This window comes from Sphingopyxis sp. YF1 (genome assembly GCF_022701295.1).
Classification (GTDB): Bacteria; Pseudomonadota; Alphaproteobacteria; order Sphingomonadales; family Sphingomonadaceae; genus Sphingopyxis.
Genome location: NZ_CP033204.1, coordinates 2,178,450 through 2,203,631 on the forward strand (window position 1 = coordinate 2,178,450; position 25,182 = coordinate 2,203,631).

Here is a 25,182-nt window from a genome sequence, read left to right on the forward strand (position 1 = left end):
GTTTAAAACCGAGACCGATCCCAGCTTGCGCTGGGATGACGAATAATAGGGAAGAATGACATGCAGGTTTATTACGATCGCGACGCCGACCAGGATCTGATCAAGGGCAAGAAGGTCGCCGTCGTCGGCTACGGCAGCCAGGGCCACGCGCACGCGCAGAACATGCGCGACAGCGGCGTGAAGGACGTCGCGATCGCGCTCCGCCCGGGTTCGGCGACCGCCAAAAAGGCCGAGGCCGCGGGCTTCAAGGTCATGACCAACAAGGAAGCCGCCGAATGGGCCGACGTGATCATGATCGCCGCTCCTGACGAGCATCAGGCGAAGATCTACGCCGACGACATCGGCCCGAACATGAAGCCCGGCGCCGCGCTCGCCTTCGCGCACGGCCTCAACATCCACTTCGGCCTGATCGACGCGCGCCCCGACATCGACGTCTTCATGGTCGCGCCCAAGGGCCCCGGCCACACCGTGCGCAGCGAATATCAGAAGGGCGGCGGCGTCCCCTGCCTGATCGCGGTCGCGCAGGAAGCGCAGGGTGCGGGCGCGTCGGGCAACGGCTTTGCCAAGGCACTCGCCCTCTCCTACGCGAGCGCCGTCGGCGGCGGCCGCAGCGGCATCATCGAGACGACCTTCAAGGAAGAGTGCGAAACCGACCTCTTCGGCGAACAGGCGGTGCTCTGCGGCGGCATCACCCACCTCATCCAGGCGGGTTTCGAAACTTTGGTCGAGGCGGGTTATGCGCCCGAAATGGCCTATTTCGAGTGCCTCCACGAAACCAAGCTGATCGTCGACCTCCTCTATGAAGGCGGCATCGCGAACATGCGCTATTCGATCTCGAACACCGCCGAATATGGCGACATCAAGACCGGCCCGCGCATCATCACCGAAGAGACCAAGGCCGAAATGAAGCGCGTGCTTCAGGACATCCAGTCGGGCCGCTTCGTCAAGGATTTCGTGCTCGACAACCAGGCCGGCCAACCCGAGCTCAAGGCCAGCCGCAAGGCCGCCGCCGCGCACCCGATCGAACAGACCGGCGAAAAACTGCGCGCGATGATGCCGTGGATCGCCAAGAACCAGCTCGTCGACAAGTCGAAGAACTGACGGCCCCGACAGGCCGGCACCCCGGCGAAAGCCGGGGTCTCGCCGCCTCGTTCTATCGCGAGGATGAGATCCCGGCCTTCGCCGGGATGACGAATTGAGGATTCCATATGGGCCGGCGGCAACGCCTTCCCCATCGGTCGGCGAAGCGCTAGGACCGGGCCATGTCGTCCGACCTTCCCTTCGCCTGCGAATGCGGCGCCGTTTCGGGAACGCTGCGCATCGGCGCGGAGGGCGATCACCTCATATGCCATTGCTCCGATTGCCAGCATCTCGTCGATTATCTCGGCCACCCGCAGCTGCTCGACGCGCACGGCGGCACCGCGCTCTACCAGACGCGGTGCGCGCGCATGCGGCTCGACACCGGGCGCGACCGGCTCGCCTGCGTCCATCTGACCGACAAGCCGACGCTGCGCTGGTACGCCGCCTGCTGCCGAATGCCGCTGTTCAACACCGTCGCGACCGGGCGGCTTCCCTTCATCACGGTCCAGCTCGGCGCCTGCGATCCCGCGGCGCGCGACCGGCTGCTCGGCCCGCCGCGCGGGCATCTCTTCACGCAGGACGGCACCGGCGACACCAGCGGCCTGCCCCGAATGAGCATGGTCACGCTGATGCGGCGCTTCTTCGCGCGGGCGATCCGCGACATTGTTTCGGGCGACCGTCGCCGCGCGGCGCTCTTCGACCCCGCGACGCTCGAACCGGTCGCGACCCCGTACCGGCTGACCGCCGAAGAACGGCAGGCCCTGCGGCCCTGAACCTCGCCAGGCGACCCCGGCGCAAGCCGGGGAAAGCAGTCCCGCGGGGTTTGCGCCCGCTCCGGATTGCCGCGCCGCCTGCCGCTCCCCGCCACGACGCGTGAAAGAAAATGATGCCCCCCTCCCCCTTCGCCGCCCACCACGCCGATCTCGCCGCGCTCGCCGCCGGCGACCGCCGCCGCGCGCTCGCGCCGCGCGCCGGGATCGACTTCGCCTCGAACGACTATCTCGCGCTCGCCGGCTCCTACTCGCTCAACGAGGCGATGGCGAAGGGGCTCGCGGCGGGACTCCCCGCCGGATCGGGCGGCTCGCGCCTGCTACGCGGCAACCATGAAGAGCATGAAGCGCTCGAAGCGCACGCCGCGCGCCATTACGGCAGCGAGGCGGCGCTCTTCTTCCCCACCGGTTTCGCCGCCAATGCGGCCTTTTTCGCGACGCTGCCGCAGCGCGGCGACCTGATCGTCCACGACGAACTGATCCACGCGAGCGTCCACGACGGCATGAAGCTCGGCCGCGCCGACCGCATCGCCGCCGCGCACAATGATCCGCAGGCCTTCGCCGATACGATCGCCGCCTGGCGCGCGCGCGGCGGCACCGGCACGCCGTGGATCGCGGTCGAAAGCCTCTATTCGATGGACGGCGACATCGCCCCGCTCGCCGAGCTTGCCGCGGTCGCCGACCGCCACGACGCGGTGCTCGTCGTCGACGAGGCGCATGCGACCGGCGTCTACGGTCCCGCCGGACAGGGGCTCGCGCACGCCCTCGCGGGCCGCGACAATCTCGTCACCCTCCACACCTGCGGCAAGGCGCTCGGCTGCGAAGGCGCGCTGCTCTGCGGCCCGGCGATCGTGCGCGACTTCATCGTCAACCGCGGCCGCCCCTTCATCTTCTCGACCGCGCCGTCGCCGCTGATGGCGTGGCTCGTCCGCCAGGCGCTCGAAATCGTCGCGACCGGGCCCGAGCGCGCCGCGCGCCTCCAGTCGCTCGTCCGCCACGCCGAAAACCGCCTCGCCGCGCTCGGCATCGCCCCCAGCGGCAGCCAGATCATCCCCGTCGTGATCGGCGACAATGCACGCACGATGCGCATCGCCGCAGCGCTGAAGGCCGACGGCTTCGACGTGCGCGGCATCCGCCCGCCGACGGTGCCGCAGGGGAGCGCGCGGCTGCGCGTCGCGCTCACGCTCAACGCCAGCGAGCGCGACATCGACGCGATGGCCGAAAGCCTGTCAGCCGCGATGGCCGCGGCATGACCCGCTTCGTCGTCACCGGCACCGACACCGGCATCGGCAAGACCGTGTTCGCCGCCGCGCTCGCGGGCGCGCTGCGCATCCCCTATTGGAAACCGATCCAGTCGGGCCTCGAAGAGGAAACCGACAGCGAGGCGGTGGCGCGCCTCGCGGGCGTCGCGGTCCTGCCCGAGGCCTACCGCCTCGTCACCCCCGTCTCGCCGCATCTTGCGGCCGAGATCGACGGCGTGGCCCTCGATCCCGACGCGCTGACGCCGCCCTCCGGCGACCTGATCGTCGAGGGCGCGGGGGGCGCGCTCGTCCCCGTCACCCGCACCCTGCTCTACGCCGACCTCTTCGCGCGCTGGCAGGTCCCGGTGATCGTCTGCGCGCGCACCGGGCTCGGCACGATCAACCACAGCCTGATGACGATCGAGGCGCTGCGCAGCCGCGGCGTCCCGATCCACGGCCTCGCCTTCCTCGGCGATCCGGTGGAGGACAGCGAGGCGATCGTCGCCGACCTCTCGGGCGTCCGCCGCCTCGGCCGCCTGCCGATCGTCGATCCGCTCACCCCCGACGCGCTGGCGCAGGCCTTCGCGGCGAGCTTCGACCGCGCCGACTTCGTCTAGCGGCGTCGCCGCCGGTCAGTCGGCGACCAGCCCCCGTTCGGCGAGCCAGCGCGTCAGCACCGCGACATATTCGGCCGAATCGGGCCGTTCGGTGCCGTCGTGCTTGGGGTCGAGCGACGTCTTCTCGTCGGCCGCCATCTGCATCGCATGGTCCGCCCCCGCCACCACATGCACCGTCATATTGGGCATTTTCGGCGCCACCGCGGCCAGCCGTTTGGTCGACTCGGCGACGGGCACGACCGCGTCGTTGGCGCCGTACAGCACCAGCGCCGGCACGGTGACCGCGGTCAAATTGGTCAGCGGGTCATTCTCGATCTCCCGGCGCCACCCCGACACCGACCGGTCGCGCACGGTCTCGCCCATATAGAGATATTTGAACCACGGCTGCGTCTTCGCCCGGTCGACCAGCGCCTGCGCGGCCTCACGGCTTCCGGTTCCGCGCATATAATCGTCGACCGCCCTGCGCGTCGCGACCATCTGCTCGATCTCGGCCTGCGAATGGCCGTTCGCCCGCAGATGATTGGTCGAAGAGAAAATCATCTGGACGTCCGCGGTGACGACCGGTCCCGCCACCGACACGACGAAGGCGACATCCGAACTGCGCGCCGCCGCCAGCGGACCGATCCAGCCGCCCTGGCTCAGCCCCCAGATGCCGACGCGCCGCGGGTCGATGCGCGGATCGGCTTGCAGGCTGCGCACCGCCGCCGCGGCATCGTCGGCCAGCAGCGCGTAATCGCCCCCGGCATTCTCGGTTCCCGATCGCCCCGACCCGCGCCGGTCATAGGTAAAGACCGCAATCCCCAGCGCGGGCAGCATGGTCTTCAGATGATCGTAGAGCGACGCGTCGCCGAGCGGCGACGAAGCGCTGTGCGTCACCACGACCGCCGCCACCGGCCTGTCGCCGCGCGGGACGAGCAGCGTCCCGCCCAGTTCGGCGCCGCGGCTCGTAAAGCGCCGTTCCTCGGCCGCGACCTGCACCGTCGCGGGCGCACTCCACGCCACGCCCGGCGTCTCCTGCGCCGCCGCGGGGGACAGGCTGGCGAACAGCACCGCCAGGGCACCGGGACCGATCGGGAAGCGCATCGCATTGCTCCGGCAAAGTTTCGACGGGCCAATCGTTTAGGCGCACGCCGCCGCGACGTCCATCGTCGCGCTCCACTCGGGGATTCGCGAAAAACGCAAATGCCTGTATGGCGCCCGCGATGACCAACCTCCCCTCCCCCATCTGGCACCCCTTCACCCAGCACGGCCTCGGCGACACCATCCCGCTCATCGCCCGCAGCGAGGGCGCGCGGCTCTACGACGCCGACGGCAACCACTGGATCGACGCCGTCTCGAGCTGGTGGGTGACGACGCACGGCCACGCGCACCCGCGCATCATGGCGGCGATCCGCGACCAGTCCGAAAGGCTCGACCAGCTCATCTTCGCCGGCTGGACGCACGAGCCCGCCGAGCGCCTCGCCGCCGAACTGATCCGCATCACCCCCGACCCGCTCACCCGGGTCTTCTTCTCGGACTCGGGGTCGACCAGCGTCGAGGTCGCGCTCAAGATGGCGCTCGGCTACTGGTATAACATCGGCGAGCCGCGCAGCCGCATCCTCGTCCTCGAACACAGCTATCACGGCGACACGATCGGCACGATGTCGGTCGGCGAGCGCGGCGTCTATAATCGCGCCTGGCAACCTTTGCTCTTCGACGTCGACACCATCCCCTTCCCGCACGAAGGCCTGGAACAGGCAACGCTCGATGCGCTCGACGCGGCCTGCGTTCAAAAGCCCGCGGCGTTCATCGTCGAACCGCTCATCCTCGGCGCCGGGGGCATGCTGATCTATCCCGCATGGGTGCTCGCCGAAATGCGCAGCATCTGCGCGCGCCACGGCGTGCTCTTCATCGCCGACGAGGTGATGACCGGCTGGGGGCGCACCGGCACGCGCTTCGCCTGCGACCAGGCGGGGGTCATTCCCGACATCGTCTGCCTGTCGAAGGGGCTGACCGGCGGCGCGCTGCCGCTCGCGGTGACGCTCTGCATCGAGCCGATATTTGCGGCGCATTATTCGACCGACCGCGCAAAGACCTTCTACCATTCGTCGAGCTACACCGCGAACCCGATCGCCTGCGCCGCCGCCGCCGCCAATCTCGAAATCTGGCGCGACGAGCCGGTGCAGGCGCGGATCGACGCGCTCGCCGACGCGCAGGCGGCGCATCTGTCGATGCTGTCGCACGACCCGCGCGTCGCCAATCCCCGCCGCCTCGGCACCATCGCCGCGCTCGACATCACCGTCCCCGATTCGGGCTATCTCTCGACCCTCACCCCGCGCCTGATCGCCTTCTACCGCGACCACGGCGTCCTCCTCCGCCCGCTCGGCAACAGCGTCTACGTCATGCCCCCCTACTGCATCGCGCCCGACGACCTCGCGCAGGTGTGGACCACGATCGCGGCGTCGCTCGATATCGCCTGACGCCGGCGGGCGACGCGGCCCATAAGCAAGATCGTGGAGAGGGGCGGCGGGAAACGTCCGGTTGCGGACGAATCGCTTCGCTCAAGTCCGTTCGTGTCGAGCGAACGGGCATGGAGGACGATCCGCTTCCCACCCTGAAACTGCAAAAACCTCAGTTCAACCCGCCCGTATTCGCAGGCAACCGATAGCGATCCGCGCCGATCGCCACCTCGATCAGTTTTTCGCCGGCGATCGTCACCTTGGCGGGCTCGGCGCCGTCGGCGGAGATCACGCCGCGACCGTCGGTGGTGATCAGCAGACGACGATAACCGGTATCGCCGCGCCCGACGATCAGCACCGTCCCGTCGGCGCCGTTCATTTCCTGAACCGTACAGGTGCGGTCGAACAACTTGGCTCCCTCGAGCGCGCATTCGATACGGCCGTCATCCGCCGCATCGCGCGACGCGCGCGCCTCGGCTTCGGCCATATCGCCATTGTCGGGTCTGTCGCTGCATCCCGCGAGCAGCAGCAGCGGCGGCGCCGCGATCGCGAAAATTCTCAACCCTTGCTTCCCCCTGAGCCACGATTGGCGAGTTGCGACAGGTCGCGCACCGCCCCGCGAGCGGCGCTCGTCGTCATCGCAGCATAGGCTTGAAGTGCTACCGAAACCTTGCGCGGGCGTGCCTTTTCGGGCTGCCAGCCGGCGTCGCTCTTCGCGTCCATCGCGGCCCGGCGCTCGGCCAGCACGCTGTCGGCGACCGCCAGCGTGATCGTCCGCGACGGAATGTCGATATTGATCAGGTCGCCATTCTCGACCAGCCCGATCGCGCCGCCCTCGGCCGCTTCGGGCGAGACATGGCCGATCGACAGGCCCGACGTGCCGCCCGAAAAGCGTCCGTCGGTGATCAGTGCGCACGCGGCGCCGAGCCCCTTCGACTTGAGGTAGCTCGTCGGATAGAGCATTTCCTGCATCCCGGGTCCGCCCTTCGGCCCTTCGTAACGGATGACCACGACGTCGCCCGCCTCGACCTGCCCGGTCAGGATTCCCGCGACCGCGGCATCCTGGCTCTCATAGACCTTCGCCGGGCCGCTGAACGTCAGGATATTCTCGTCGACGCCCGCCGTCTTCACAATGCAGCCGTCGAGCGCGATATTGCCCGACAGCACCGCCAGCCCGCCATCCTTGCTGAACGCATGGTCGGCCGAGCGGATCACGCCGCTTTCGCGGTCGAGGTCGAGTTCGTCCCAGCGCCGGTCCTGGCTGAACGCGGTCTGCGTCGGGACGCCGCCCGGGGCCGCCCTGAAAAAGGTCTGCACTTCGGGGTCGTTGGTGCGCGAAATATCCCATTTGTTGAGTGCGTCACCCAGCGTCGCGCTGTGGACCGTCGGCAGATGCGCATGAAGCAGACCGGCGCGCTCGAGCTGGCCCAGAATCGCCATGATCCCGCCCGCGCGGTGGACATCCTCCATATGGACGTCGCTCTTCGCCGGCGCGACCTTCGACAGGCACGGCACCCGCCGCGACAGCCGGTCGATGTCGGCCATGGTGAAATCGACCCCGGCTTCGAAGGCGGCGGCGAGCAGGTGCAGCACCGTGTTGGTCGACCCGCCCATCGCGATGTCGAGGCTCATCGCATTCTCGAACGCCTCGAAGGTCGCGATATTGCGCGGCAGGACGCTCGCATCCTCTTCCTCGTAGTGCCTGCGGCACATCTCAACGATCATCGCGCCGGCGCGCAGGAACAACTGCTTGCGGTCGGCGTGCGTCGCCAGCGTCGAGCCGTTTCCGGGCAGCGACAGCCCCAGCGCTTCGGTCAGGCAGTTCATCGAATTGGCGGTGAACATGCCCGAACAGGAGCCGCACGTCGGGCACGCCGCCTGCTCGATCGCGGTCACTTCGGCGTCGCTGTATTTTTCGTCGGCGGCGGCGACCATCGCGTCGACCAGGTCGAGCGCGACCTCCTTGCCCTTGAGCACGACCTTGCCCGCTTCCATCGGGCCGCCCGATACGAAGATGACCGGGATGTTGATGCGCAGCGCGGCCATCAGCATCCCGGGCGTGATCTTGTCGCAGTTGGAAATGCACACCATCGCATCGGCGCAATGGGCGTTGACCATATATTCGACGCTGTCGGCGATCAGGTCGCGGCTCGGCAGCGAATAGAGCATGCCGTCGTGCCCCATTGCGATCCCGTCATCGACCGCGATCGTGTTGAACTCCTTCGCGACCCCGCCCGCAGCTTCGATCTCACGCGCCACCATCTGCCCCAGGTCCTTCAGATGGACGTGGCCGGGCACAAACTGGGTGAAGCTGTTGACCACCGCGATGATCGGCTTGCCGAAGTCGCTGTCCTTCATCCCGGTTGCGCGCCAGAGGCCGCGGGCACCGGCCATGTTGCGGCCATGGGTGGTGGTGCGCGAACGATATGAAGGCATTTTTGGCATTCCCGATAATAATATTTCAAATTATGACGAAGAACGGCGCCTCTACACGCCTACCCTGCAACATTCAATGCCAGTCTGCCCAGCATGCGCGCGAGCCGTTCGGCGAACAAGGCCTGCCCTGCGGTATCGCCCGCCAGATCCTGCCGCATCTCGATCCCGACATAGGGAATGCCGTTCGCCTCGGCGTGGCGGTTCATCGTCGCGTTGAGCAGCTTGCCCGAGTAAGGAAGCTGGTCACCGACGATCAGCCCCTCTTCCGCCAAGGCCGCGATTGCCGGCGCCGCCAGCCGCTCGTCCTTGTTGTAGAGTACCCCGACCTGCCACGGCCGCGCTTGCTCCGGATCGCTCGCCAGCGACGGCGTAAAGCTGTGCAGCGACAGGATCATCGCCGGGCGCTGCGCCGCCACCGTCGCCGCGATATGGTCGTGATACGGATGAAAGAACCGCGCCATGCGCGCCTCGCGCCCCGCATGATCCAGCGCATTGCCGGGGATCGCATGTCCGTCGCTCGCGATCGGCACCGCGCCCGGCGCATCCACGTCGCGGTTGCAATCGACCACCAGCCGCGACACGCCGCCGAGGATCGCGGCATCGACCGCACCCGCATCGACCAGCCGCTCGGCAACCGCGGCGACGCCGATATCGACGGCGATATGCGCGTTCAGCAACGCCGGATCGATGCCCAGATCGATGTCGGCGGGCACAAGGTTCGACGCATGGTCGCCGATCAGCAATATTCCACCCGCGCGCGGCGCTCCCAGCGCGGTCCATGCCTCGTTCATCGCAGCACCCCGGCCATCTGCCACCAGTGCGGATGGCTCTGCGCCAGCCTCACCGACGCCGCGTCGCGTTCGGCGAGCGCGTCGAACAGCGCGAAACTGGTCGCCCCCGATCCCGACATGCGCACGAGCCACGGGCCAAGCGCGCCGAGTTCGGTCAGAACATCGACGATCGCCGGGCATTGCGCGATCGCCGGACGCTGCAGGTCGTTGCGCGCCGCGAGCAGTTTTGCCCGCCCTGCCGGATCGCCGTAGAGCGCGCCGCGGTCGATCCCGTCCCACGCCGCGAATACCGGCCCCGTCGTCACCGGCTGCCGCGGATTGGCCAGCAGCACCGGCGTCCCGCCGAGCCTGAGTTCGGGCACCGGCGACAGTTCCTCGCCGACGCCGGTCCCCAGACAGGTCCGGCTCGCCACGCAGGCGGCGACATCGGCGCCCAGCGGCGTCACCACCCGCGCCAATATGCCGTCGCCCAGCTCGGGCAGGAAATGCGTCCGTATCAGCCGCGCCATCGCAGCGGCATCGGCGGATCCACCGCCGATCCCCGCCGCGACAGGCAGCCGTTTGGTCAGCGTCACCGCGAGCGGCGGCACGCGATCGGCGCCATAACGCGCGCGCAGCAGCGCGACCGCGCGCAACACCAGATTGTCGGCGGCCGTGCTCAGCCCTTCGGCAAACTCGCCGTCGATCTTCAGGCTGTCGGCTTCGGCGACCCGCGCCATAATCCCGTCGCCATGGTCGACAAAAGCGAATAGCGTCTCGATCTCATGATAGCCGTCGGGGCGCCGTGCGCGGACGTGCAGCGCCAGGTTGATCTTCGCCCAGCCGGTCTCGGCCAGCCTTGTCATGGCGCCGTCGTCGCGGGGGTCAGCCCGTCGCGCAGCTTCGCTTCGATCCGCGTCGCCATCTCGGCCTCGGCCAGCAGCGCCGCCGCGCGCCAGGTATAGCGTGCCTGATACCGCTGGCCTGCCGTCCAATAGGCATCGCCCAGATGCTCGACGATCACCGCATTGCCGGGATCGCCGGCCTGCGCCTTCTCCAGCAGCGGCACCGCCTCCCCGGCGCGTCCGGTCAGGAAATAGGCCCAGCCGAGCGAGTCGGTGATCGCCGCATTTTGCGGGTCCTGCGCCCAGGCGGCTTCGATCTGCGCAAAGGCCGCGTCGACATTGCGGCGCCGCTCGATCGACGAATAGCCGACGAAGTTGAGGATCGCCGGATCGTTCGGGCGCAGCGCGACCGCCTTGGCGAGCAGCGGTTCGGCCGCATCCCAGTCGCCCGCCTGAAGCAGAAGTTCGGCGCGCGCGATCAGGATATTTCCGTGCAGCGCGCGGTCGAACTCATTGTCGCCCAGATCCCGCTCGAGCCGCGCATAGGCCCGCTCGGCCGCGCTCGCATCGTTCGAGCGCCGCGCGACGTCGGCATAGCGCACGAGCAGCCCGCGCCCCGGAGCCTCGCCCGCAGCCGCCTTTTCGGCGAGCGCGAGGGCCTCGGGAACCTTACCGGTGTCGGCGAGCAATTCGGCCTGCCGCATCGCCAGCACCGCGGGAAGCGACGCGTCCTGCAGCAAATTCAGTGCGTCGGCCTTGCGATCGTTGCGGTCGAGCGCCTCGACCAGCGCCGAGCGCGCCTGCCAGTCCGCGCCGTCGAGCCAGAAGGCGACGCGCGCAAACAGCAGGGGAACCTTCGGATTGCTGTTCGGCGTGCGCGCAAAACCGTCGGCGAGCAGCGCGAACCAGTGTGCGACGCCAGCGCGCGCGCTGGCCACATCCTGATCGGGAAGCAGCAACAACGGGTCCTCGCGTTCGCCCGCGGCAAGCGCGATCCGCCCACGCAGCCGCTTCGCCGCTGCGCCCTCGCCCGCCTTGTCGAGTGCCGCCGCGACGCGCATCGCGACAAGCTGGCTCGTGCGGTCGGTCAGCGTCACCTTGTCGGCGAGCGCCACCGCATCGGCGGGCCGCCGCCCCGCCAGCTGGACGAGCGCCGCCTCGAGCTGGAATGCCGGCTGCGGCGCGGCGCGCCCGCCTGCATCGAGCAGATGCCGTTCGGGCATTTTCTCGCGCGCGCCCAGCGCGATCCAGCTCGCCAGCGGCGGCCCGACCAGCCGCGCGACGGCATCGCCGCCCGTCGAAGCGGCGCGTCCCGCAACATAGGCCTGTGCCGCCTTCCAGTCGGATCGGCGCATCGCATCGACGATCAGGACAAGCTGCGCATCGAAACGGCGGTCGCCCGCCTGCCATAACAGCCCCGCGGCGCTGCGCGCGGCGGCAAGGTCGCCCGCCTCGATCGCCTGTTCGAGCATCCGCCCGCGCAGTCCTGGCAGGTTCGGCGACGCGCTCGCCACCGTCGTCAGCGCGGCGAGTGCCAGCTGCGGATCGCCGGCATCCTCGGCCAGCGCGGCACGCGCTAGTGCGCCCAGCGTCGCACGTTCGCCTTCGTCGGCGCCGGCCGTCGAAGGGGTCAGGAACGTTGCGATCGCGACAAGCGCCGCGACCGATGCGCCGGCCTTACATATTCGGGTAATTGGGGCCTCCGCCGCCTTCGGGAGTGACCCAGTTGATGTTCTGGGTCGGATCCTTGATGTCGCACGTCTTGCAATGCACGCAATTCTGCGCGTTGATCACGAACTTGGGATCGCCCTCGTCCTGCCCGACGATCTCGTAGACACCCGCCGGGCAATAACGCTGCGCGGGCTCGTCGTAGAGCGGCAGATTATATTCGACCGGGATCGTCGGATCCTTGAGCTGAAGATGAACCGGCTGATCTTCCTCGTGGTTGGTGTTCGAAAGGAACACCGAGGAGAGACGGTCGAAGGTCAGCACGCCGTCGGGCTTCGGATAGTCGGGCTTCGGCATCTGGTCGGCGCGATAGAGCGACGCATTGTCGGGATGGTGCTTCATCGTGAAGGGCACGCGAACGCCCAGCGTTTCGAGCCACATCGTCATGCCCGAGAGGATCGTTCCCGCGAGATCGCCCCATTTTTCGACCAGCGGCAGTACGTTGCGGACGACGCTCAGCTCCTTCTTGACCCAGCTGTCGTCATAGGCGTCCTGATAGGCGGTGAGCACGTCGCCCTCGCGGCCCGCGGCCACCGCAGCAAAGGCGGCCTCGGCGGCCATCATGCCCGATTTCATCGCGGTGTGCGTGCCCTTGATCCGCGGCACGTTGAGGAAACCCGCGGTGTCGCCGATCAGCGCACCGCCAGGGAAGGCCAGCTTCGGCACCGACTGATAGCCGCCGTCGCTGATCGCGCGCGCGCCGTAGGAGATGCGCTTGCCGCCCTTGAGGATCTTCGCGATCTCGGGGTGCGTCTTCCACTTCTGCATTTCCTGGAAGGGCGAAGTGTGCGGGTTGCGATAGTTGAGCCAGGTCACAAAGCCCAGCGCGACCTGCCCGTTCGCCTGGTGATAGAGGAAGCCGCCGCCGTTCGAATTTTCGTCAAGCGGCCAGCCCTGCGTGTGGATGACGCGGCCCGGTGCATGATTCGCGGGATCGATGTCCCACAATTCCTTGATGCCGATGCCATAGACCTGCGGCTCGCAGTCGCTGTCGAGCGCGAACTGCGGCTTGAGCATCTTGGTCAGGTGTCCGCGGACGCCCTCGGCAAAGAAGGTGTATTTGGCGTGGAGTTCGAGTCCCGGCGCATAGTCGGGCTTGTGGCTGCCGTCGCGCGCGATGCCCATGTCGCCCGTCGCGACGCCCTTCACCGAGCCATTCTCGTTATAGAGGATTTCGGCCGCGGCGAAGCCGGGGAAGATTTCGACCCCCAGCCCCTCGGCCTGTTCGGCAAGCCAGCGGCACAGATTGCCGAGGCTGCCGGTATAGGTGCCCTTGTTGTGCATGAAGCCCGGGGTGATGAAGTGCGGCACGCCGAACTTCTTCGTCTTGGTCAGGACCCAATGCTGATTGTCGTTGACCGGCACTTCGGCGAGCGGGCACCCCTGCGTCCGCCAGTCGGGAATCAGTTCGTCGAGCGACCTGGGGTCGATGACCGCCCCAGACAGGATATGCGCGCCGACTTCGGATCCCTTTTCGAGGACGCAGACCGACAATTCGCTGCCCGCTTCATTCGCCTGCTGCTTGAGGCGGATCGCCGCCGAAAGCCCCGCCGGCCCTGCGCCGACGATGACCACGTCATAGGGCATCGATTCCCGTTCGCTCACCGCAAATACCTTTCTGCCGTCCCCGCGCCGATCATTCATCGTGTCCGGCGCTCATTCTGTCACGATTTCCGATGCCCGCCAATTGACGCGTCCGTCAACCGCCTGTTTGAAACAATTTCATGGGTGGGCAACAATCGGCCTTGCTGGCGGAAAGCTATTGCGACTGGTGGTCGCTTGCGGGTGTCGACGCGCTCGTCGGCGAGGCACCGGCGGGCTGGCTCGCCGTGCCCGCGGCAAACGACGCGGCACCCAAGCCGCGGATCATCGTTGCGGCCGAACCCGAACCCCTCCCGCTGCCCGCGGCGCTTCAGCGGCAGGAAGCCGTCGACGCCCCCGCCGAAAAGGGGCCCGTCGAGCTTCCCGAGGACTGGGACGCCTTCCGCATCTGGCTCGCCGGGCATCCCGACGTGCCGGGCAGCCAGTGGGACGCGCGCCGCGTGCTCCCGGTCGGCGAGGCCGGTGCGCCGCTGATGCTGCTCACCGCCTGGCCCGAAATCGACGACCAGCGCGACGGAACCCTCTTCAGCGGCCCCGCGGGCAAGCTGCTCGATGCGATGCTCGGCGCGATCGGCATGACACGCGACGCCTGCTATCTGGCCAGCCTTGCTGTCACGCGCCCCCCCGGCGGGCGCTGCGACGCCGAGGCTGCGGCCGATCTCGACCGGCTGCTCTGGCACCACTTGCGCCTCGCGCGGCCCGGCCGGCTGCTCCTTGTCGGCAGCGACATCACGCGAATGGCGGCGAAGATCGCGCTACCCGACGCACGCGGAAGGTTACTCGATATTAACCAAGATGGCAGCAAGATGGAGGCGGCGGCAGTCGCGCACCCCGCGATGCTGCTGGCCCGGCCCGCGCACAAGGCGGCGGCCTGGGATAGCCTCAAACTGTTCAACCGGGGACGTTGACAGATGAAAAATATGACCGCGGCGCTCGGCGCCACCCTGCTTCTTTCCGCCACCCTGACCGCGGCGCCCGCGCTCGCCGCCGACGCCGCCTTTCCGCTGGCATCGGCGCCGCAGACGGTACCGTCGGTGTTGTCGTCGAAGCAGAAACAAACCTATTCGCAGGTCGTTGCCGCGATCCGCGGCCAGCGCTGGGCGGAAGCGAAGGCGCTGCTCGACGGTGCCGACAACGGTCCGCTGAACGATTTCCTGCGCGCCGAACTGCTGACCGCGGCCAACAGCCCGCGCGCCGAGGTCGCCGACATCATGCCGATTCTGGCGCGATCGCCCAGCCTGCCGCAGGCCGAGCAGCTCGGGCGCCTCGCCGCACGCCGCGGCGCGACCGATGTCCCGACGCTGCCGGCGCAGGCGCGGCTGAGCTGGTCGGGCAGCGCCCCGCGGCGCGTCGGCGCGAACAGCGTCAACGACCCCTTTGCAAACGGCCTCTCGAGCAGCATTCCCGAGCGAATCAAAAACGACGATCCCGCCGGCGCCGAGGCGCTGCTCAACGCGGTGATCGACAAGCTCTCACCCGACGCCCGCGCCGAATGGACGCAGAAGGTCGCCTGGTCCTATTATATCGAAAATGACGACCAGAGCGCGCTGCGGCTGTCGCTGGCGTGCACGCAGAGCAGCGGGCCATGGGCGACGCAGGGTGCATGGGTTCAGGGGCTCGCGGCGTGGCGGCTCCACGACTATCGCACCGCGCTCGTCGCCTTCGACCGCGTCGCGAAGGAAGCGCCCGACAGCGAATTGCGCGCGGCGGGCCATTACTGGGCCTCGCGCGCCGCGATGGCGGCGGGCGAACCCGCATCGGTGCAGCAGCGCCTGCGCGCCGCCGCCGCGAACGAGGAAACCTTCTACGGCCTGCTCGCCGCCGAAACGCTCGGGCAGGCGGCGGTCCACCAGCAGCAGAATGTCCGCGCCGACCGCAGCGCCTGGCGCGCGCTCGAGGATCAGCCCAACGTCCGCGTCGCGATTGCGCTGGCAGAGATCGGCGAAGAAAAATATGCCGACGCGGTTATCCGCCACCAGGCCCGCATCGGCCGCGGCGACCAGCACGAACAGCTGATCGGGCTCGCGGGGGCGCTCAGCCTGCCCGAAACGCAGCTCTACCTCGCGCACAACACCCCGCAGGGCCGCAAGCTCGCCGCCGCGACGCGCTATCCGCAACCCAGGTGGGAACCGAACGGCGGCTGGCGCGTCGACCCGGCGCTGGTCTTTGCCCACACGTTGCAGGAATCGCGCTTTCAACGCGCTGCGGTCAGCGGCGCGGGCGCCATGGGTCTGATGCAGGTGCGCCCGGGCACCGCGCGCGACCTCGCGCGCTGGAACGGCGACGCAGCGGGGCCCGGCGATCTCAAATCGCCCGCGGTCAACATGGATTTCGGCCAGCGTTACCTCGAATATCTCAGCCGCGACGGCTCGACCGGCGGCCAGTTGCCCAAGGTGATCGCCGCCTACAACGCCGGCCCCGCGCCGATCGCGCGCTGGCAGAGCGAAATCCGCGATCAGGGCGACCCTTTGCTCTACATGGAATCGATCCCTTATTGGGAAACGCGCGGCTATGTCGGCATCGTGCTGCGCAATTACTGGATGTACGAGGCGCAGCAGGGCAAACCCTCGGTCAGCCGCGCCGCGCTCGCGCAGGGCAAATGGCCGCGCTTCCCCGACAGCAAGGACCGCGTCCGCCTGAGCTACGCCGGCAGCCTCGCCAATGCCGATTGACGAAAGTCTGGCGTTCAGGCCGGTCCGCATCGCCGTCCTGACCGTTTCGGACAGCCGCAGCGCCGCCGACGACCGGTCCGGCGACACGCTCGTCGACCTGCTCACCGGTGCCGGCCATATCCTCGCCGACCGCGCGATCATCCCCGACGAAAAGTCGCTGATCGTCTCGCGCCTGCACAACTGGATCGACGACGCAAGCGTCGACGTGGTGATCACCACCGGCGGCACCGGCGTCACCGGCCGCGACGTGACGCCCGAAGCGCTGCACATGCTCGACGGCAAGGACATTCCGGGTTTCGGCGAATTGTTCCGCTGGCTGAGCTACCAGAGCATCGGCACCTCGACGATCCAGTCGCGCGCCTGCGCGATCGTCGCACGCGGCACCTATATCTTCGCGCTCCCCGGCTCGACCGGTGCGGTGAAGGACGCGTGGAACGGCATTCTCGCGTCGCAGCTCGACAGCCGGCACAAGCCCTGCAACTTCGTCGATCTGATCCCCCGGCTGACCGAATAACAACCATATTAGTCATCCCCGCGAAAGCGGGGACCCAGAGCGAAATTGCGCTAACCCTAGCTGCTGGAACTGGGTTCCCGCTTTCGCGGGAATGACGATGGAAGAGAAATGTTCTTTCTTTGTTCCATTCGGCGCTATATCCTCGCCAAGTGGAATCGCCCAAACCCCTGCCCCCGATCGCCGGCCGCGGCGCGCCGACCAACCTCCGCCCGACGCGCACCGGATCGCTCGCCCGCGAGGCCGACGGCGACTGGCTCGATGCGGCCGAGGGGATCGACGGCGAGGCACCGCGCCTGCGCACCTCGGTGACCGTCGAGCATCCGAAAACGATCATCGCGCGCAACGCATCGCCCGACATCGGCTTCGACCGCTCGATCAATCCCTATCGCGGTTGCGAGCATGGCTGCATTTACTGCTTCGCGCGCCCGACCCACGCGTTTCACGACCTGTCGCCGGGGCTCGACTTCGAAAGCCGATTGTTCGCCAAACCCGATGCCGCGAAACTGCTGCGCGCCGAACTCGCCAAGCGCAACTATCGGGTCGCGCCGATCGCGATCGGCACTAACACCGACGGCTACCAGCCGATCGAGCGCGAGTGGGGGATCACGCGCGCGATCATCGAGGTGCTCGCCGAAACGAAACATCCGCTGATCATCACCACCAAGTCCGACCGGCTGCTGCGCGACATCGACCTGCTCGCCGCCATGGCGCGCGACGATCTGGTCGGCGTGGCGGTATCGGTCACGACACTCGATCCCGGGGTCGCGCGCACGTTAGAGCCACGCGCGCCGCACCCGCGTCGCCGGCTCGCGGCGATCCGCGCGCTGATCGACGCCGGAGTGCCGACGCAGGTCAATATCTCGCCGATCATCCCCGCAATCACCGACCACGAGATCGAGGCGATCATGAAGGCGGCAGCCGAAGCCGGGGCGATCCGCGCCTCCTGGATATTGATGCGCCTGCCACACGAGGTCGCGCCGCTGTTTCGCGCCTGGCTCGCGGCACATTACCCCGACCGCGCCGACAAGGTGATGCACATGGTCCAGGACATTCGCGGCGGCCGTGACAATGATCCGAATTTCTTTTCGCGGATGAAGGGGCACGGCGTCTGGCCGCAGCTCATCCGCCAGCGCGTCAAGCGCGCCGCGCGCGAACATGGCATGGACCGCAAATTCCCGCCGCTGCGCAGCGACCTGTTCCGCCCGCCCGAACGCGACGGGCAGATGGAGATGTTCTGAAGCCCAACCCAAATCCGTTCGTGCCGAGCCTGTCGAAGCACCGTTTTTCTGTCGCGTTACCCCGAAGAAACAACGGCCCTTCGACAAACTCAGGGCAAACGGCATTTGGGAATTTAGGCCTCCGCCAGCGACCGCAGCCGGTAATCCTTGTAATCGTCGCGCAGCTGACGCTTCAATATCTTGCCCGTCGCGGTGTGCGGCAGGTCCTCGACGAAGATCACCTCGTCGGGCAGCCACCATTTCGCGACCTTGTCCTTCAGATATTCGACGATCTCCGCCTCGTTCACTGCGGCGCCGGGCTTGCGCACGATCAGCAGCACCGGGCGCTCGTCCCATTTGGGGTGGAAGACGCCGACCGCCGCGGCTTCCTGCACCCCGGGGGCGCCGACCGCGGCATTTTCCAGCTCGATCGAGCTGATCCACTCGCCGCCCGACTTGATCACGTCCTTGGCGCGGTCGGTGATCTGCATGACGCCGTCGGGGTGGATCACCGACACGTCGCCGGTGTCGAACCAGCCATCATCGTCGGCGGCATCCTCGCCGGCCTTGAAATAGCGCTGGATGATCCACGGCCCGCGGATCTGCAACCGCCCGCTCGTCTCGCCGTCGCGCGGCAGAATATTATCCTCGTCGTCGACGATGCGCAGCTCGACCCCGAACGGCGGGCAGCCCTGGCGGCAGACGATGTCGACGCGCTCGTCGAACCCCATCTCGTCCCAGTTCCACGGGCGCTTGCCCATCGTCCCGATCGGGCTCGTCTCGGTCATGCCCCACGCGTGGCCGACGTCGACTCCCGCCTTCATGAAGCGTTCGATCATCGCGCGCGGCGCCGCCGACCCGCCGATGATCACGCGATAAAGCTTGCCGTAGCCGATCCCCGTCGCGTCCATATGCGCGAACATCGCGAGCCACACGGTCGGCACCCCGGCGCTGTGGGTCACGCCTTCCTCGTGCATCAGGTCGCACAGCACCTGCGCGTCGTTGGTGGCGGAAAAGACGAGCTTCGCCCCTACCGTCGCCGCCGCAAAGGGAATGCCCCAGCTGTTGGCGTGGAACATCGGCACGATCGGCAGGATCACGCTGCGGTTCGACATGTCGAACACGTCGGGCTGGATTTCGGTGATCGCGTGGATCACGTTCGAGCGGTGCTCATAGAGCACGCCCTTGGGATTGCCCGTCGTGCCGCTGGTGTAGCAGAGACCGACCGGATCGCGCTCGTCGAGCTCGACCCATTCGAAGCGGCCGTCCTCGGCGTCGATCAGGTCGCGGTAGGAAAGAAAGCCGTCGCGCGCCGGCGCGTCGAACAGGATGAAATGCTCGACCGTGGGGAGCTGGTCGCGCAGCCGCTCGACGATCGGCAGGAAGGCCGCGTCGAACAGCAGCACGCGATCCTCGGCATGGTTGACGATATAGACGAGCTGCTCGTCGAACAGCCGCGGATTCACCGTGTGGAGCACCCCGCCCATGCCCGCGCTGCCGTACCAGCTGACCAGATGATGGCCGTGGTTCATCGCCAGCGTCGCGATGCGATCGCCCTTCCGCATGCCGAGCCGCACCATCGCCGCGGCGAAGCGGCGCGCGTCGGTACCGACCTCACCCCAGCTCGATCGCGTCATGCTCCCGTCGGCCCAGCGCGAAACGATCTCGCGCCCGCCATGCTCGCGCGCGACATGGTCGATCAGGCTGGTGACAAGTAGCGGCTGGCCCTGCATTCCCATCGGTTCGGCATCCTCTTTATGGCTTTGCTCCGGGATAGGGGCGGCAGGGCGCACCGCGCAAGGCCAAAGGCGCATTTTCCTGCCGCAACGACGGCCTCAGCCGGGCAAGCCGTCCAGCTTCGCGACATGCTCCAGCCCGATATCCCAGTCCGCGCGGCTCGCGCAGCTGATATGCGCGGTCGGCCGGATCGCGATCGGATCGTCGAGGCTCCCCGCCGGCACGACGAGCAGGGCCCCGTCCATCTGCACGCTCGGCAGCGCACTGCCGCACGCGCCGCAAAAGCTTCGCGCATGGCGGCTGCGGGGAAGGCGCCAGGAGGTGACCCGCTCGCGTCCCGCCAGCCATGCGATCGTCGCGCTCGCCGAAAACAGGTTCGCCGCATGCGCCGAGCCGCTGTCCTTGCGGCACCGCGAGCAGTGACACAGGAAAAAGGCGTCGAAGTCGCCCGACACCTCGAACCGGACCGCGCCGCAAAGGCAGCTCCCCCGGGTCGTTCGCGTCATCGGATCTATCGCACCCGGAAATCGCGCGGCGCGACGAGCGACAGCCGCGGATCGGCGATCCCCGTCACCATGTCGAGCCGCGCGACCAGATCGGGGTTGAGCACGAAACGCCGCCCCAGCTCGATGCGAATGTCGAGCCCCGTGTCGGGGTCGGGGGTGGTGACGATGATCCGCCCGCGCGCCTCGTCGCTGCTCGCCGCGAAGCGCGCGATCTCGTCGATCGCCGCGGCCGCGTCGACACGGCATTCGAGCTGGAGCGCGGCGGTCGCCGCGATGTCGGCGAGCGGCTGCGCGCCGCGCACCGTGACGCGCGGCGTTTCCTCGCCCTCGAGCAGGTCGAGCTCGACCGACAGGATCGCACAGCCGCCCTCGGCGGCCAGCGTCTCGAGCGTCTTGCCCGCCATCTCGTCGAAACAGCTCGACTGGAACTGCCCGCTGCGGTCCGACAACGTCAGGTTGAGGAAGCGGTTGCCGCGCTGCGACACGCGCGGACGCGCGCTTTCGACCATCGCCGCCATCACCATCGGGATGCGCGTGCCCGGCGTCATTTCGACATTGTCGCAGATGTCGCCATAGCTGCGCGCGCCGCGCGCCAGAATGATGGCCTCAAATTGCTCGACCGGGTGCGACGAGAAATAGAAGCCGAACGCCTCCTTCTCGCGCGTCATCCGCTCGGCGAGCGTCCAGGGCTCGGCGGCGGGCAGCTGGAGCGCGGGGGCGATCGCGATGTCGCCGCCGAACAGCCCGCCCTGCCCCGTCGAGCGCTCGTGCGCCGAGCTGTTGGCGCAGGCGAGCAGCGCTTCGGCTCCCGCAAAGGCGCGCGGGCGCTCGGGCTCGACACAGTCGAACGCACCCGCCGCGGCGAGCGCTTCGATCTGACGCCGGTTGAGCTGCTTGGGGTCGATGCGCCCGGCGAAGTCGTCGAGGCTCGCGAAATCGCCGTGCGCGTGGCGCTCGGCGACCAGCGCTTCCATCGCTTTCTCGCCGACACCCTTGAGCGCGCCGAGCGCGTAGCGCACCGCCAGCCCCTCGTCGGACCGGCCGACCGCAAAATCGGCCTCGCTGTCGTTCACCGACGGCGGCGTCACCGCGACGCCCAGCCGGCGCATGTCGTCGATGAAGATCGACAATTTGTCGGTCTGGTGGCTGTCGAACGACATCGACGCGGCAAAGAATTCGTGCGGATAATGCGCCTTCAGCCACGCCGTCTGGTACGACAGCAGCGCATAGGCCGCGGCATGGCTCTTGTTGAAGCCATAGCCGGCGAATTTGTCGATCAAGTCGAACAGTTCGTTCGCCGCCTTGGGGGCGATCTGGTTATGCTCGCCGCACCCCTTGACGAAGGTCTCGCGCTGCGCGTCCATCTCGGCCTGGACCTTCTTGCCCATCGCGCGGCGGAGCAGGTCGGCGCCGCCGAGGCTGTAGCCCGCCAGGATCTGCGCCGCCTGCATCACCTGTTCCTGATAGACGAAGATGCCATAGGTTTCGGCGAGAATGCCTTCGAGCAGCGGGTGCGGATAGGCGATCGCCTCGCGCCCGTTCTTGCGCGCGCCGAACAGCGGGATATTGTCCATCGGCCCCGGCCGATACAGCGCGACGAGCGCGATGATGTCGCCGAAATTGGTCGGCTTCACCGCCGACAGCGTGCGCCGCATGCCTTCGGATTCGAGCTGGAACACCCCCACCGTCTCGCCGCGCTGGAGCAGTTCATAGACCCCCGGATCGTCCCAGCCGAGCGCGTCGAGATCGACGTCGACCCCGCGCAGCGCGAGCAGCCGCCGCGCTTCCTTGAGCACCGACAGCGTCTTCAGCCCCAGGAAGTCGAACTTCACCAGCCCCGCGCTCTCGACATATTTCATGTCGAACTGGGTCACCGGCATGTCCGACCGCGGATCGCGATAGAGCGGGACGAGCTGGTCGAGCGGGCGGTCGCCGATGACGACGCCCGCGGCATGCGTCGAGCTGTGCCGCGGCAGGCCTTCGAGCTGGCGCGCCATGTCGAACAGGCGGCGCACCCCGTCGTCCTGCTTATACTCGGTCATCAGCTCGGCGACGCCGTTCAGCGCGCGTTCGAGCGTCCACGGGTCGGTCGGATGGTTGGGCACCAGCTTCGCGAGCCGGTCGACCTGACCATAGCTCATCTGGAGCACGCGTCCGGTATCCTTGAGCACCGCACGTGCCTTGAGCTTACCGAAGGTGATGATCTGCGCGACGGTATCGCGGCCGTATTTCTCCTGCACATAGCGGATCACCTCGCCGCGCCGCGTTTCGCAGAAGTCGATGTCGAAGTCGGGCATCGAGACGCGTTCGGGGTTGAGGAAGCGCTCGAACAGCAGGCCGAGTTTGAGCGGATCGAGGTCGGTAATGGTGAGCGCCCAGGCGACGAGGCTTCCCGCGCCCGACCCGCGCCCCGGCCCGACCGGGATGTCGTGCGCCTTCGCCCATTTGATGAAGTCGGCAACGATCAGGAAGTAGCCGGGAAAGCCCATCTGGACGATGACCCCGACCTCGAAATCGAGCCGCGCGAGATAGGCGTTGCGCTCTTCCTCGCCCAGATCGGGATAGTGCGCGAGCCGCGCCTCGAGCCCGGCGCGCGCATCGGCGGCAAGCTGCGCCGCCTCGCCCTCGCGGTCGCCCGCGAGGCTGGGGAGGATCGGCTTGCGCTTCGGCGCCATGAAGGCGCAGCGCTGCGCCACGGTCAGGCTGTTACGGATCGCTTCGGGCAGGTCGCTGAACGCGTCCTCCATCGCCTCGGCGGGCTTGAGCCACGCCTCGGGGCTCGAAACGCGGCGGTCCTCGCTCTCGACATAGGCCGACTGCGCGATGCACAGCATCGCATCATGCGCGGGGTGGAACTGCGGCTCGACGAAATTGGCGGGATTGGTCGCGACCAGCGGCAGCGCGCGCGCATAGGCCAGGTCAATCAGCGCCGCCTCGGCCGCCTTCTCGGTCGCATCGCCGCGCCGCGACAATTCGATATAGAGCCGTCCCGCGAACAGCGCTTCGAGCTGTTCGACATAGTCATTCGCCGCCGTCTTCTGCTCACCCGCCAGCAGCCGCGCGAGCGCGCCCTCGCCGCCGCCGGTCAGGCAGATCAGCCCGTCGGCCTTGCCCGCGAGCGCCGACAGCGGCACGTGCGGGTCCTGCTCCACCGGGCGGCCGAGATGCGCCGCCGATACCAGCGCGCACAGATTGTCGTACCCCGCCTCGTCCTGCGCATAGAGCGCGAGCCAGTCGATCTGCGGCGCACCGTTCGCGAGCCGCGGCCCCGGCCGCGCGACGCTCAGGAAGATTCCGACGATCGGCTGGACCCCTGCCGCCTTGCACGCGTCGCCGAATGCCATCGCGCCATAGAGCCCGTTGCGGTCGCAGATCGCGACGGCCGGAAAGCCGCGCTCGCGCGCCGCCTTGGCAATGGACTTCGGCTCGATCGCCCCCTCCAGCATGGTGAAACTGGAAAAGACGCGCAGGGGAACAAAGGGGCTGTAGGCCATCGCGCGACGCTAGGCGCGCGGCGCGATTCGCGAAAGGCCCATCGCGCCCGCCGCATCTGTGATCGGCGCCATTGCATCCGCCGCCAATCCATGTCCCAATCGCGTCCGTCGAAACAGCAAAGGGGAGACCGTCATGACAACGCCCGGCCAGCCTGGTTCCGCCGGTTTGATCGATCGAGCCAAGGCCATGATATTGCAACCTAAAACCGAATGGGAGACCGTAGCGGCCGAACCCGACTCGGCGCAGGCGATCTTCATGCGCTACGTCGTCCCGCTCGCCGCAATCGGCCCGATCGCCGGTTTCATCGGCATGCAGGTCTTCGGACTGCAGTTCCTCGGCATCAGTTTCAAACCCACGCTGATGGGCGGACTGACGCAGGCGGTCGTGTCCTATGTGCTCGCACTCGTGTCGGTGTGGGTGCTGACCTTCATCATCGATGCGCTCGCCCCCCAGTTCGGCGGCGCATCGGATCGCACCCAGGCGATGAAGCTCGCCGCCTATTCGGCCACCGCGGGCTATCTCGGCGGCGTCTTCGGACTGGTACCCGCCGTCGCGGCGCTGGGCATCCTCGCCGGCCTCTACGGTCTCTACCTCCTCTATCTCGGCGCCACCCCAGTGATGAAGGTGCCGCAGGACCGCGCGGTGCTTTATGTCGTGATCATCATCGTCGCGACGATCGTCGTCTATATCGTCATGGGGATGATCGCGAGCACCCTGACGCAGCCATTCCTGACCCCGCCGCCGGTGACGATCAGCCTCGCCGACGCGACCTACCTAGCCTAGCATAGCTTCGCGTCCGGCTAGTCCGGATCGTTCCTCGCCGTGGCCCCGAGCCTGTCGAAGGGCGCCTGTCCGGAAAGTACCCGGCGACGGGTCGGGCCTACGCTCGATCCGGGCGAGGCAAACTTCTCAGCGAACGCCTCCTTCCTCTCCGGGAAGGGGGCTTTCGGCTTCGCGTCAGGTTGAGCCCGTTTCCGTACCGGGTGCCTGCGCCCCCGTCCCGCCCCGCCTGCCCGATCGGGCGGCGCTACCCCAGCAGGTCCTCGATCTCCTTGCGGAGCTGTTCGGGCTTGGTCGTCGGCGCGTGGCGCGACACCACCTTGCCGTCGCGCCCGACGAGGAATTTTGTGAAGTTCCACTTGATCCCGCTGCCCAGCAGCCCGGTCTTTTCCTTTTTTAGATATTGGAAGATCGGGTCGGCGCCGTCGCCGTTGACGTCGATCTTCGCCATCAGCGGAAAGCTGACATCATAGGTCAGCGAACAGAAATTCCTGATTTCCTCCGCATCGCCGGGCTCCTGCGCGCCAAACTGGTTGCACGGAAAAGCGAGGATTTCGAACCCGCGATCCCTGTAATCGCGATACAGTTCCTCCAGCCCCTCATATTGCGGGGTGAAGCCGCATTTGGACGCGGTGTTGACGATCAGCAGCACCTTGCCCCGGTAATCGGCCAGCGACTGCGTGCCGCCACCGGGCAGCTTCGCGGAAAGATCGTAAAGCGCCATCGTCGGTCCC

The 25,182-nt window shown here is 67.8% G+C and carries 21 protein-coding genes; 10 read left to right on the forward strand and 11 right to left on the reverse strand.

Annotation, left to right across the window (positions count from 1 at the left end):
- Nucleotides 1-60: 60 nt before the first annotated feature.
- The 4 genes from ilvC (at nt 61) to bioD (ending at nt 3,708) form a co-directional block, all read left to right on the forward strand.
- Entirely contained in the window at nt 61-1,101 is a 1,041-nt protein-coding gene (ilvC, locus tag EAO27_RS10555; protein ID WP_242780354.1) for a ketol-acid reductoisomerase, read from the forward strand.
- Between the two features lie 161 nt (nt 1,102-1,262).
- Nucleotides 1,263-1,853 (forward strand): DUF6151 family protein, encoded by a 591-nt coding sequence (locus EAO27_RS10560; RefSeq protein ID WP_242780355.1) that lies wholly within the window; start codon nt 1,263-1,265, stop codon nt 1,851-1,853.
- 110 nt (nt 1,854-1,963) lie between these two features.
- The gene (locus EAO27_RS10565; RefSeq protein WP_242780357.1) at nt 1,964-3,103 is read left to right on the forward strand and encodes an 8-amino-7-oxononanoate synthase; all 1,140 of its coding nucleotides are present in this window, start codon (nt 1,964-1,966) and stop codon (nt 3,101-3,103) included.
- Complete coding sequence (gene bioD, locus EAO27_RS10570) at nt 3,100-3,708, forward strand: dethiobiotin synthase (RefSeq protein WP_242780359.1); 609 nt, start codon at nt 3,100-3,102, stop codon at nt 3,706-3,708. The genes EAO27_RS10565 and bioD overlap by 4 nt, the downstream gene beginning before the upstream one ends.
- 15 nt (nt 3,709-3,723) lie before the next feature.
- On the opposite strand, the gene EAO27_RS10575 is transcribed toward bioD, so the two are convergent.
- Nucleotides 3,724-4,791 (reverse strand): alpha/beta fold hydrolase, encoded by a 1,068-nt coding sequence (locus EAO27_RS10575; RefSeq protein WP_242780361.1) that lies wholly within the window; start codon nt 4,789-4,791, stop codon nt 3,724-3,726.
- Nucleotides 4,792-4,910: 119 nt separating this feature from the next.
- Between EAO27_RS10575 and EAO27_RS10580 the strand changes: the two genes are divergently transcribed.
- The gene (locus tag EAO27_RS10580; RefSeq protein ID WP_242780363.1) at nt 4,911-6,167 is read left to right on the forward strand and encodes an adenosylmethionine--8-amino-7-oxononanoate transaminase; all 1,257 of its coding nucleotides are present in this window, start codon (nt 4,911-4,913) and stop codon (nt 6,165-6,167) included.
- Between the two features lie 151 nt (nt 6,168-6,318).
- On the opposite strand, the gene EAO27_RS10585 is transcribed toward EAO27_RS10580, so the two are convergent.
- The 6 genes from EAO27_RS10585 to EAO27_RS10610 form a co-directional block, all read right to left on the reverse strand.
- Complete coding sequence (locus EAO27_RS10585) at nt 6,319-6,633, reverse strand: hypothetical protein (RefSeq protein WP_242769220.1); 315 nt, start codon at nt 6,631-6,633, stop codon at nt 6,319-6,321.
- 71 nt (nt 6,634-6,704) lie between these two features.
- Entirely contained in the window at nt 6,705-8,582 is a 1,878-nt protein-coding gene (gene ilvD, locus EAO27_RS10590; RefSeq protein ID WP_242769221.1) for a dihydroxy-acid dehydratase, read from the reverse strand.
- 59 nt (nt 8,583-8,641) lie between these two features.
- Entirely contained in the window at nt 8,642-9,373 is a 732-nt protein-coding gene (locus EAO27_RS10595; protein WP_242769222.1) for an N-formylglutamate amidohydrolase, read from the reverse strand.
- Nucleotides 9,370-10,218: a 4-(cytidine 5'-diphospho)-2-C-methyl-D-erythritol kinase gene (locus EAO27_RS10600; RefSeq protein WP_242769223.1), complete on the reverse strand. Its 849-nt coding sequence runs from the start codon at nt 10,216-10,218 to the stop codon at nt 9,370-9,372. Before EAO27_RS10600 ends, EAO27_RS10595 begins: the two co-directional genes overlap by 4 nt.
- Nucleotides 10,215-11,711, reverse strand: a complete 1,497-nt coding sequence (locus EAO27_RS10605) for a tetratricopeptide repeat protein (protein ID WP_242769225.1) — start codon at nt 11,709-11,711, stop codon at nt 10,215-10,217. Before EAO27_RS10605 ends, EAO27_RS10600 begins: the two co-directional genes overlap by 4 nt.
- Nucleotides 11,712-11,874: 163 nt before the next feature.
- Complete coding sequence (locus tag EAO27_RS10610) at nt 11,875-13,530, reverse strand: electron transfer flavoprotein-ubiquinone oxidoreductase (RefSeq protein WP_242769227.1); 1,656 nt, start codon at nt 13,528-13,530, stop codon at nt 11,875-11,877.
- 119 nt (nt 13,531-13,649) lie between these two features.
- Here EAO27_RS10610 and EAO27_RS10615 point away from each other — a divergent pair, with 119 nt between their 5' ends.
- The 4 genes from EAO27_RS10615 (at nt 13,650) to EAO27_RS10630 (ending at nt 17,951) form a co-directional block, all read left to right on the forward strand.
- A complete protein-coding gene (locus EAO27_RS10615) occupies nt 13,650-14,435 on the forward strand; it encodes a uracil-DNA glycosylase family protein (RefSeq protein ID WP_242769229.1) in 786 nt (261 codons plus the stop codon).
- A gap of 3 nt (nt 14,436-14,438) precedes the next feature.
- A complete protein-coding gene (locus tag EAO27_RS10620) occupies nt 14,439-16,199 on the forward strand; it encodes a lytic transglycosylase domain-containing protein (protein ID WP_242769231.1) in 1,761 nt (586 codons plus the stop codon).
- On the forward strand, nt 16,189-16,713 hold the full coding sequence (gene moaB, locus EAO27_RS10625) for a molybdenum cofactor biosynthesis protein B (RefSeq protein ID WP_242769233.1): 525 nt from the start codon (nt 16,189-16,191) through the stop codon (nt 16,711-16,713). Before EAO27_RS10620 ends, moaB begins: the two co-directional genes overlap by 11 nt.
- A gap of 176 nt (nt 16,714-16,889) precedes the next feature.
- Nucleotides 16,890-17,951, forward strand: coding sequence for a PA0069 family radical SAM protein (locus EAO27_RS10630; RefSeq protein ID WP_242780552.1), 1,062 nt, complete (start codon nt 16,890-16,892; stop codon nt 17,949-17,951).
- Nucleotides 17,952-18,064: 113 nt separating this feature from the next.
- Here EAO27_RS10630 and EAO27_RS10635 read toward each other — a convergent pair whose 3' ends face one another.
- From EAO27_RS10635 to dnaE, 3 genes are all read right to left on the reverse strand, one after another.
- Nucleotides 18,065-19,669, reverse strand: coding sequence for a long-chain fatty acid--CoA ligase (locus tag EAO27_RS10635; RefSeq protein WP_242769235.1), 1,605 nt, complete (start codon nt 19,667-19,669; stop codon nt 18,065-18,067).
- A 96-nt stretch (nt 19,670-19,765) separates the two neighbouring features.
- Entirely contained in the window at nt 19,766-20,173 is a 408-nt protein-coding gene (locus EAO27_RS10640) for a GFA family protein (RefSeq protein ID WP_242769236.1), read from the reverse strand.
- A gap of 5 nt (nt 20,174-20,178) precedes the next feature.
- The gene (dnaE, locus tag EAO27_RS10645) at nt 20,179-23,667 is read right to left on the reverse strand and encodes a DNA polymerase III subunit alpha (RefSeq protein ID WP_242769237.1); all 3,489 of its coding nucleotides are present in this window, start codon (nt 23,665-23,667) and stop codon (nt 20,179-20,181) included.
- Nucleotides 23,668-23,860: 193 nt separating this feature from the next.
- Here dnaE and EAO27_RS10650 point away from each other — a divergent pair, with 193 nt between their 5' ends.
- A complete protein-coding gene (locus tag EAO27_RS10650; RefSeq protein ID WP_242769239.1) occupies nt 23,861-24,451 on the forward strand; it encodes a Yip1 family protein in 591 nt (196 codons plus the stop codon).
- 244 nt (nt 24,452-24,695) lie between these two features.
- Here the strand turns inward: EAO27_RS10650 and EAO27_RS10655 are convergent, their stop codons facing one another.
- The gene (locus tag EAO27_RS10655; protein WP_242769241.1) at nt 24,696-25,172 is read right to left on the reverse strand and encodes a glutathione peroxidase; all 477 of its coding nucleotides are present in this window, start codon (nt 25,170-25,172) and stop codon (nt 24,696-24,698) included.
- Nucleotides 25,173-25,182 lie beyond the last annotated feature (10 nt).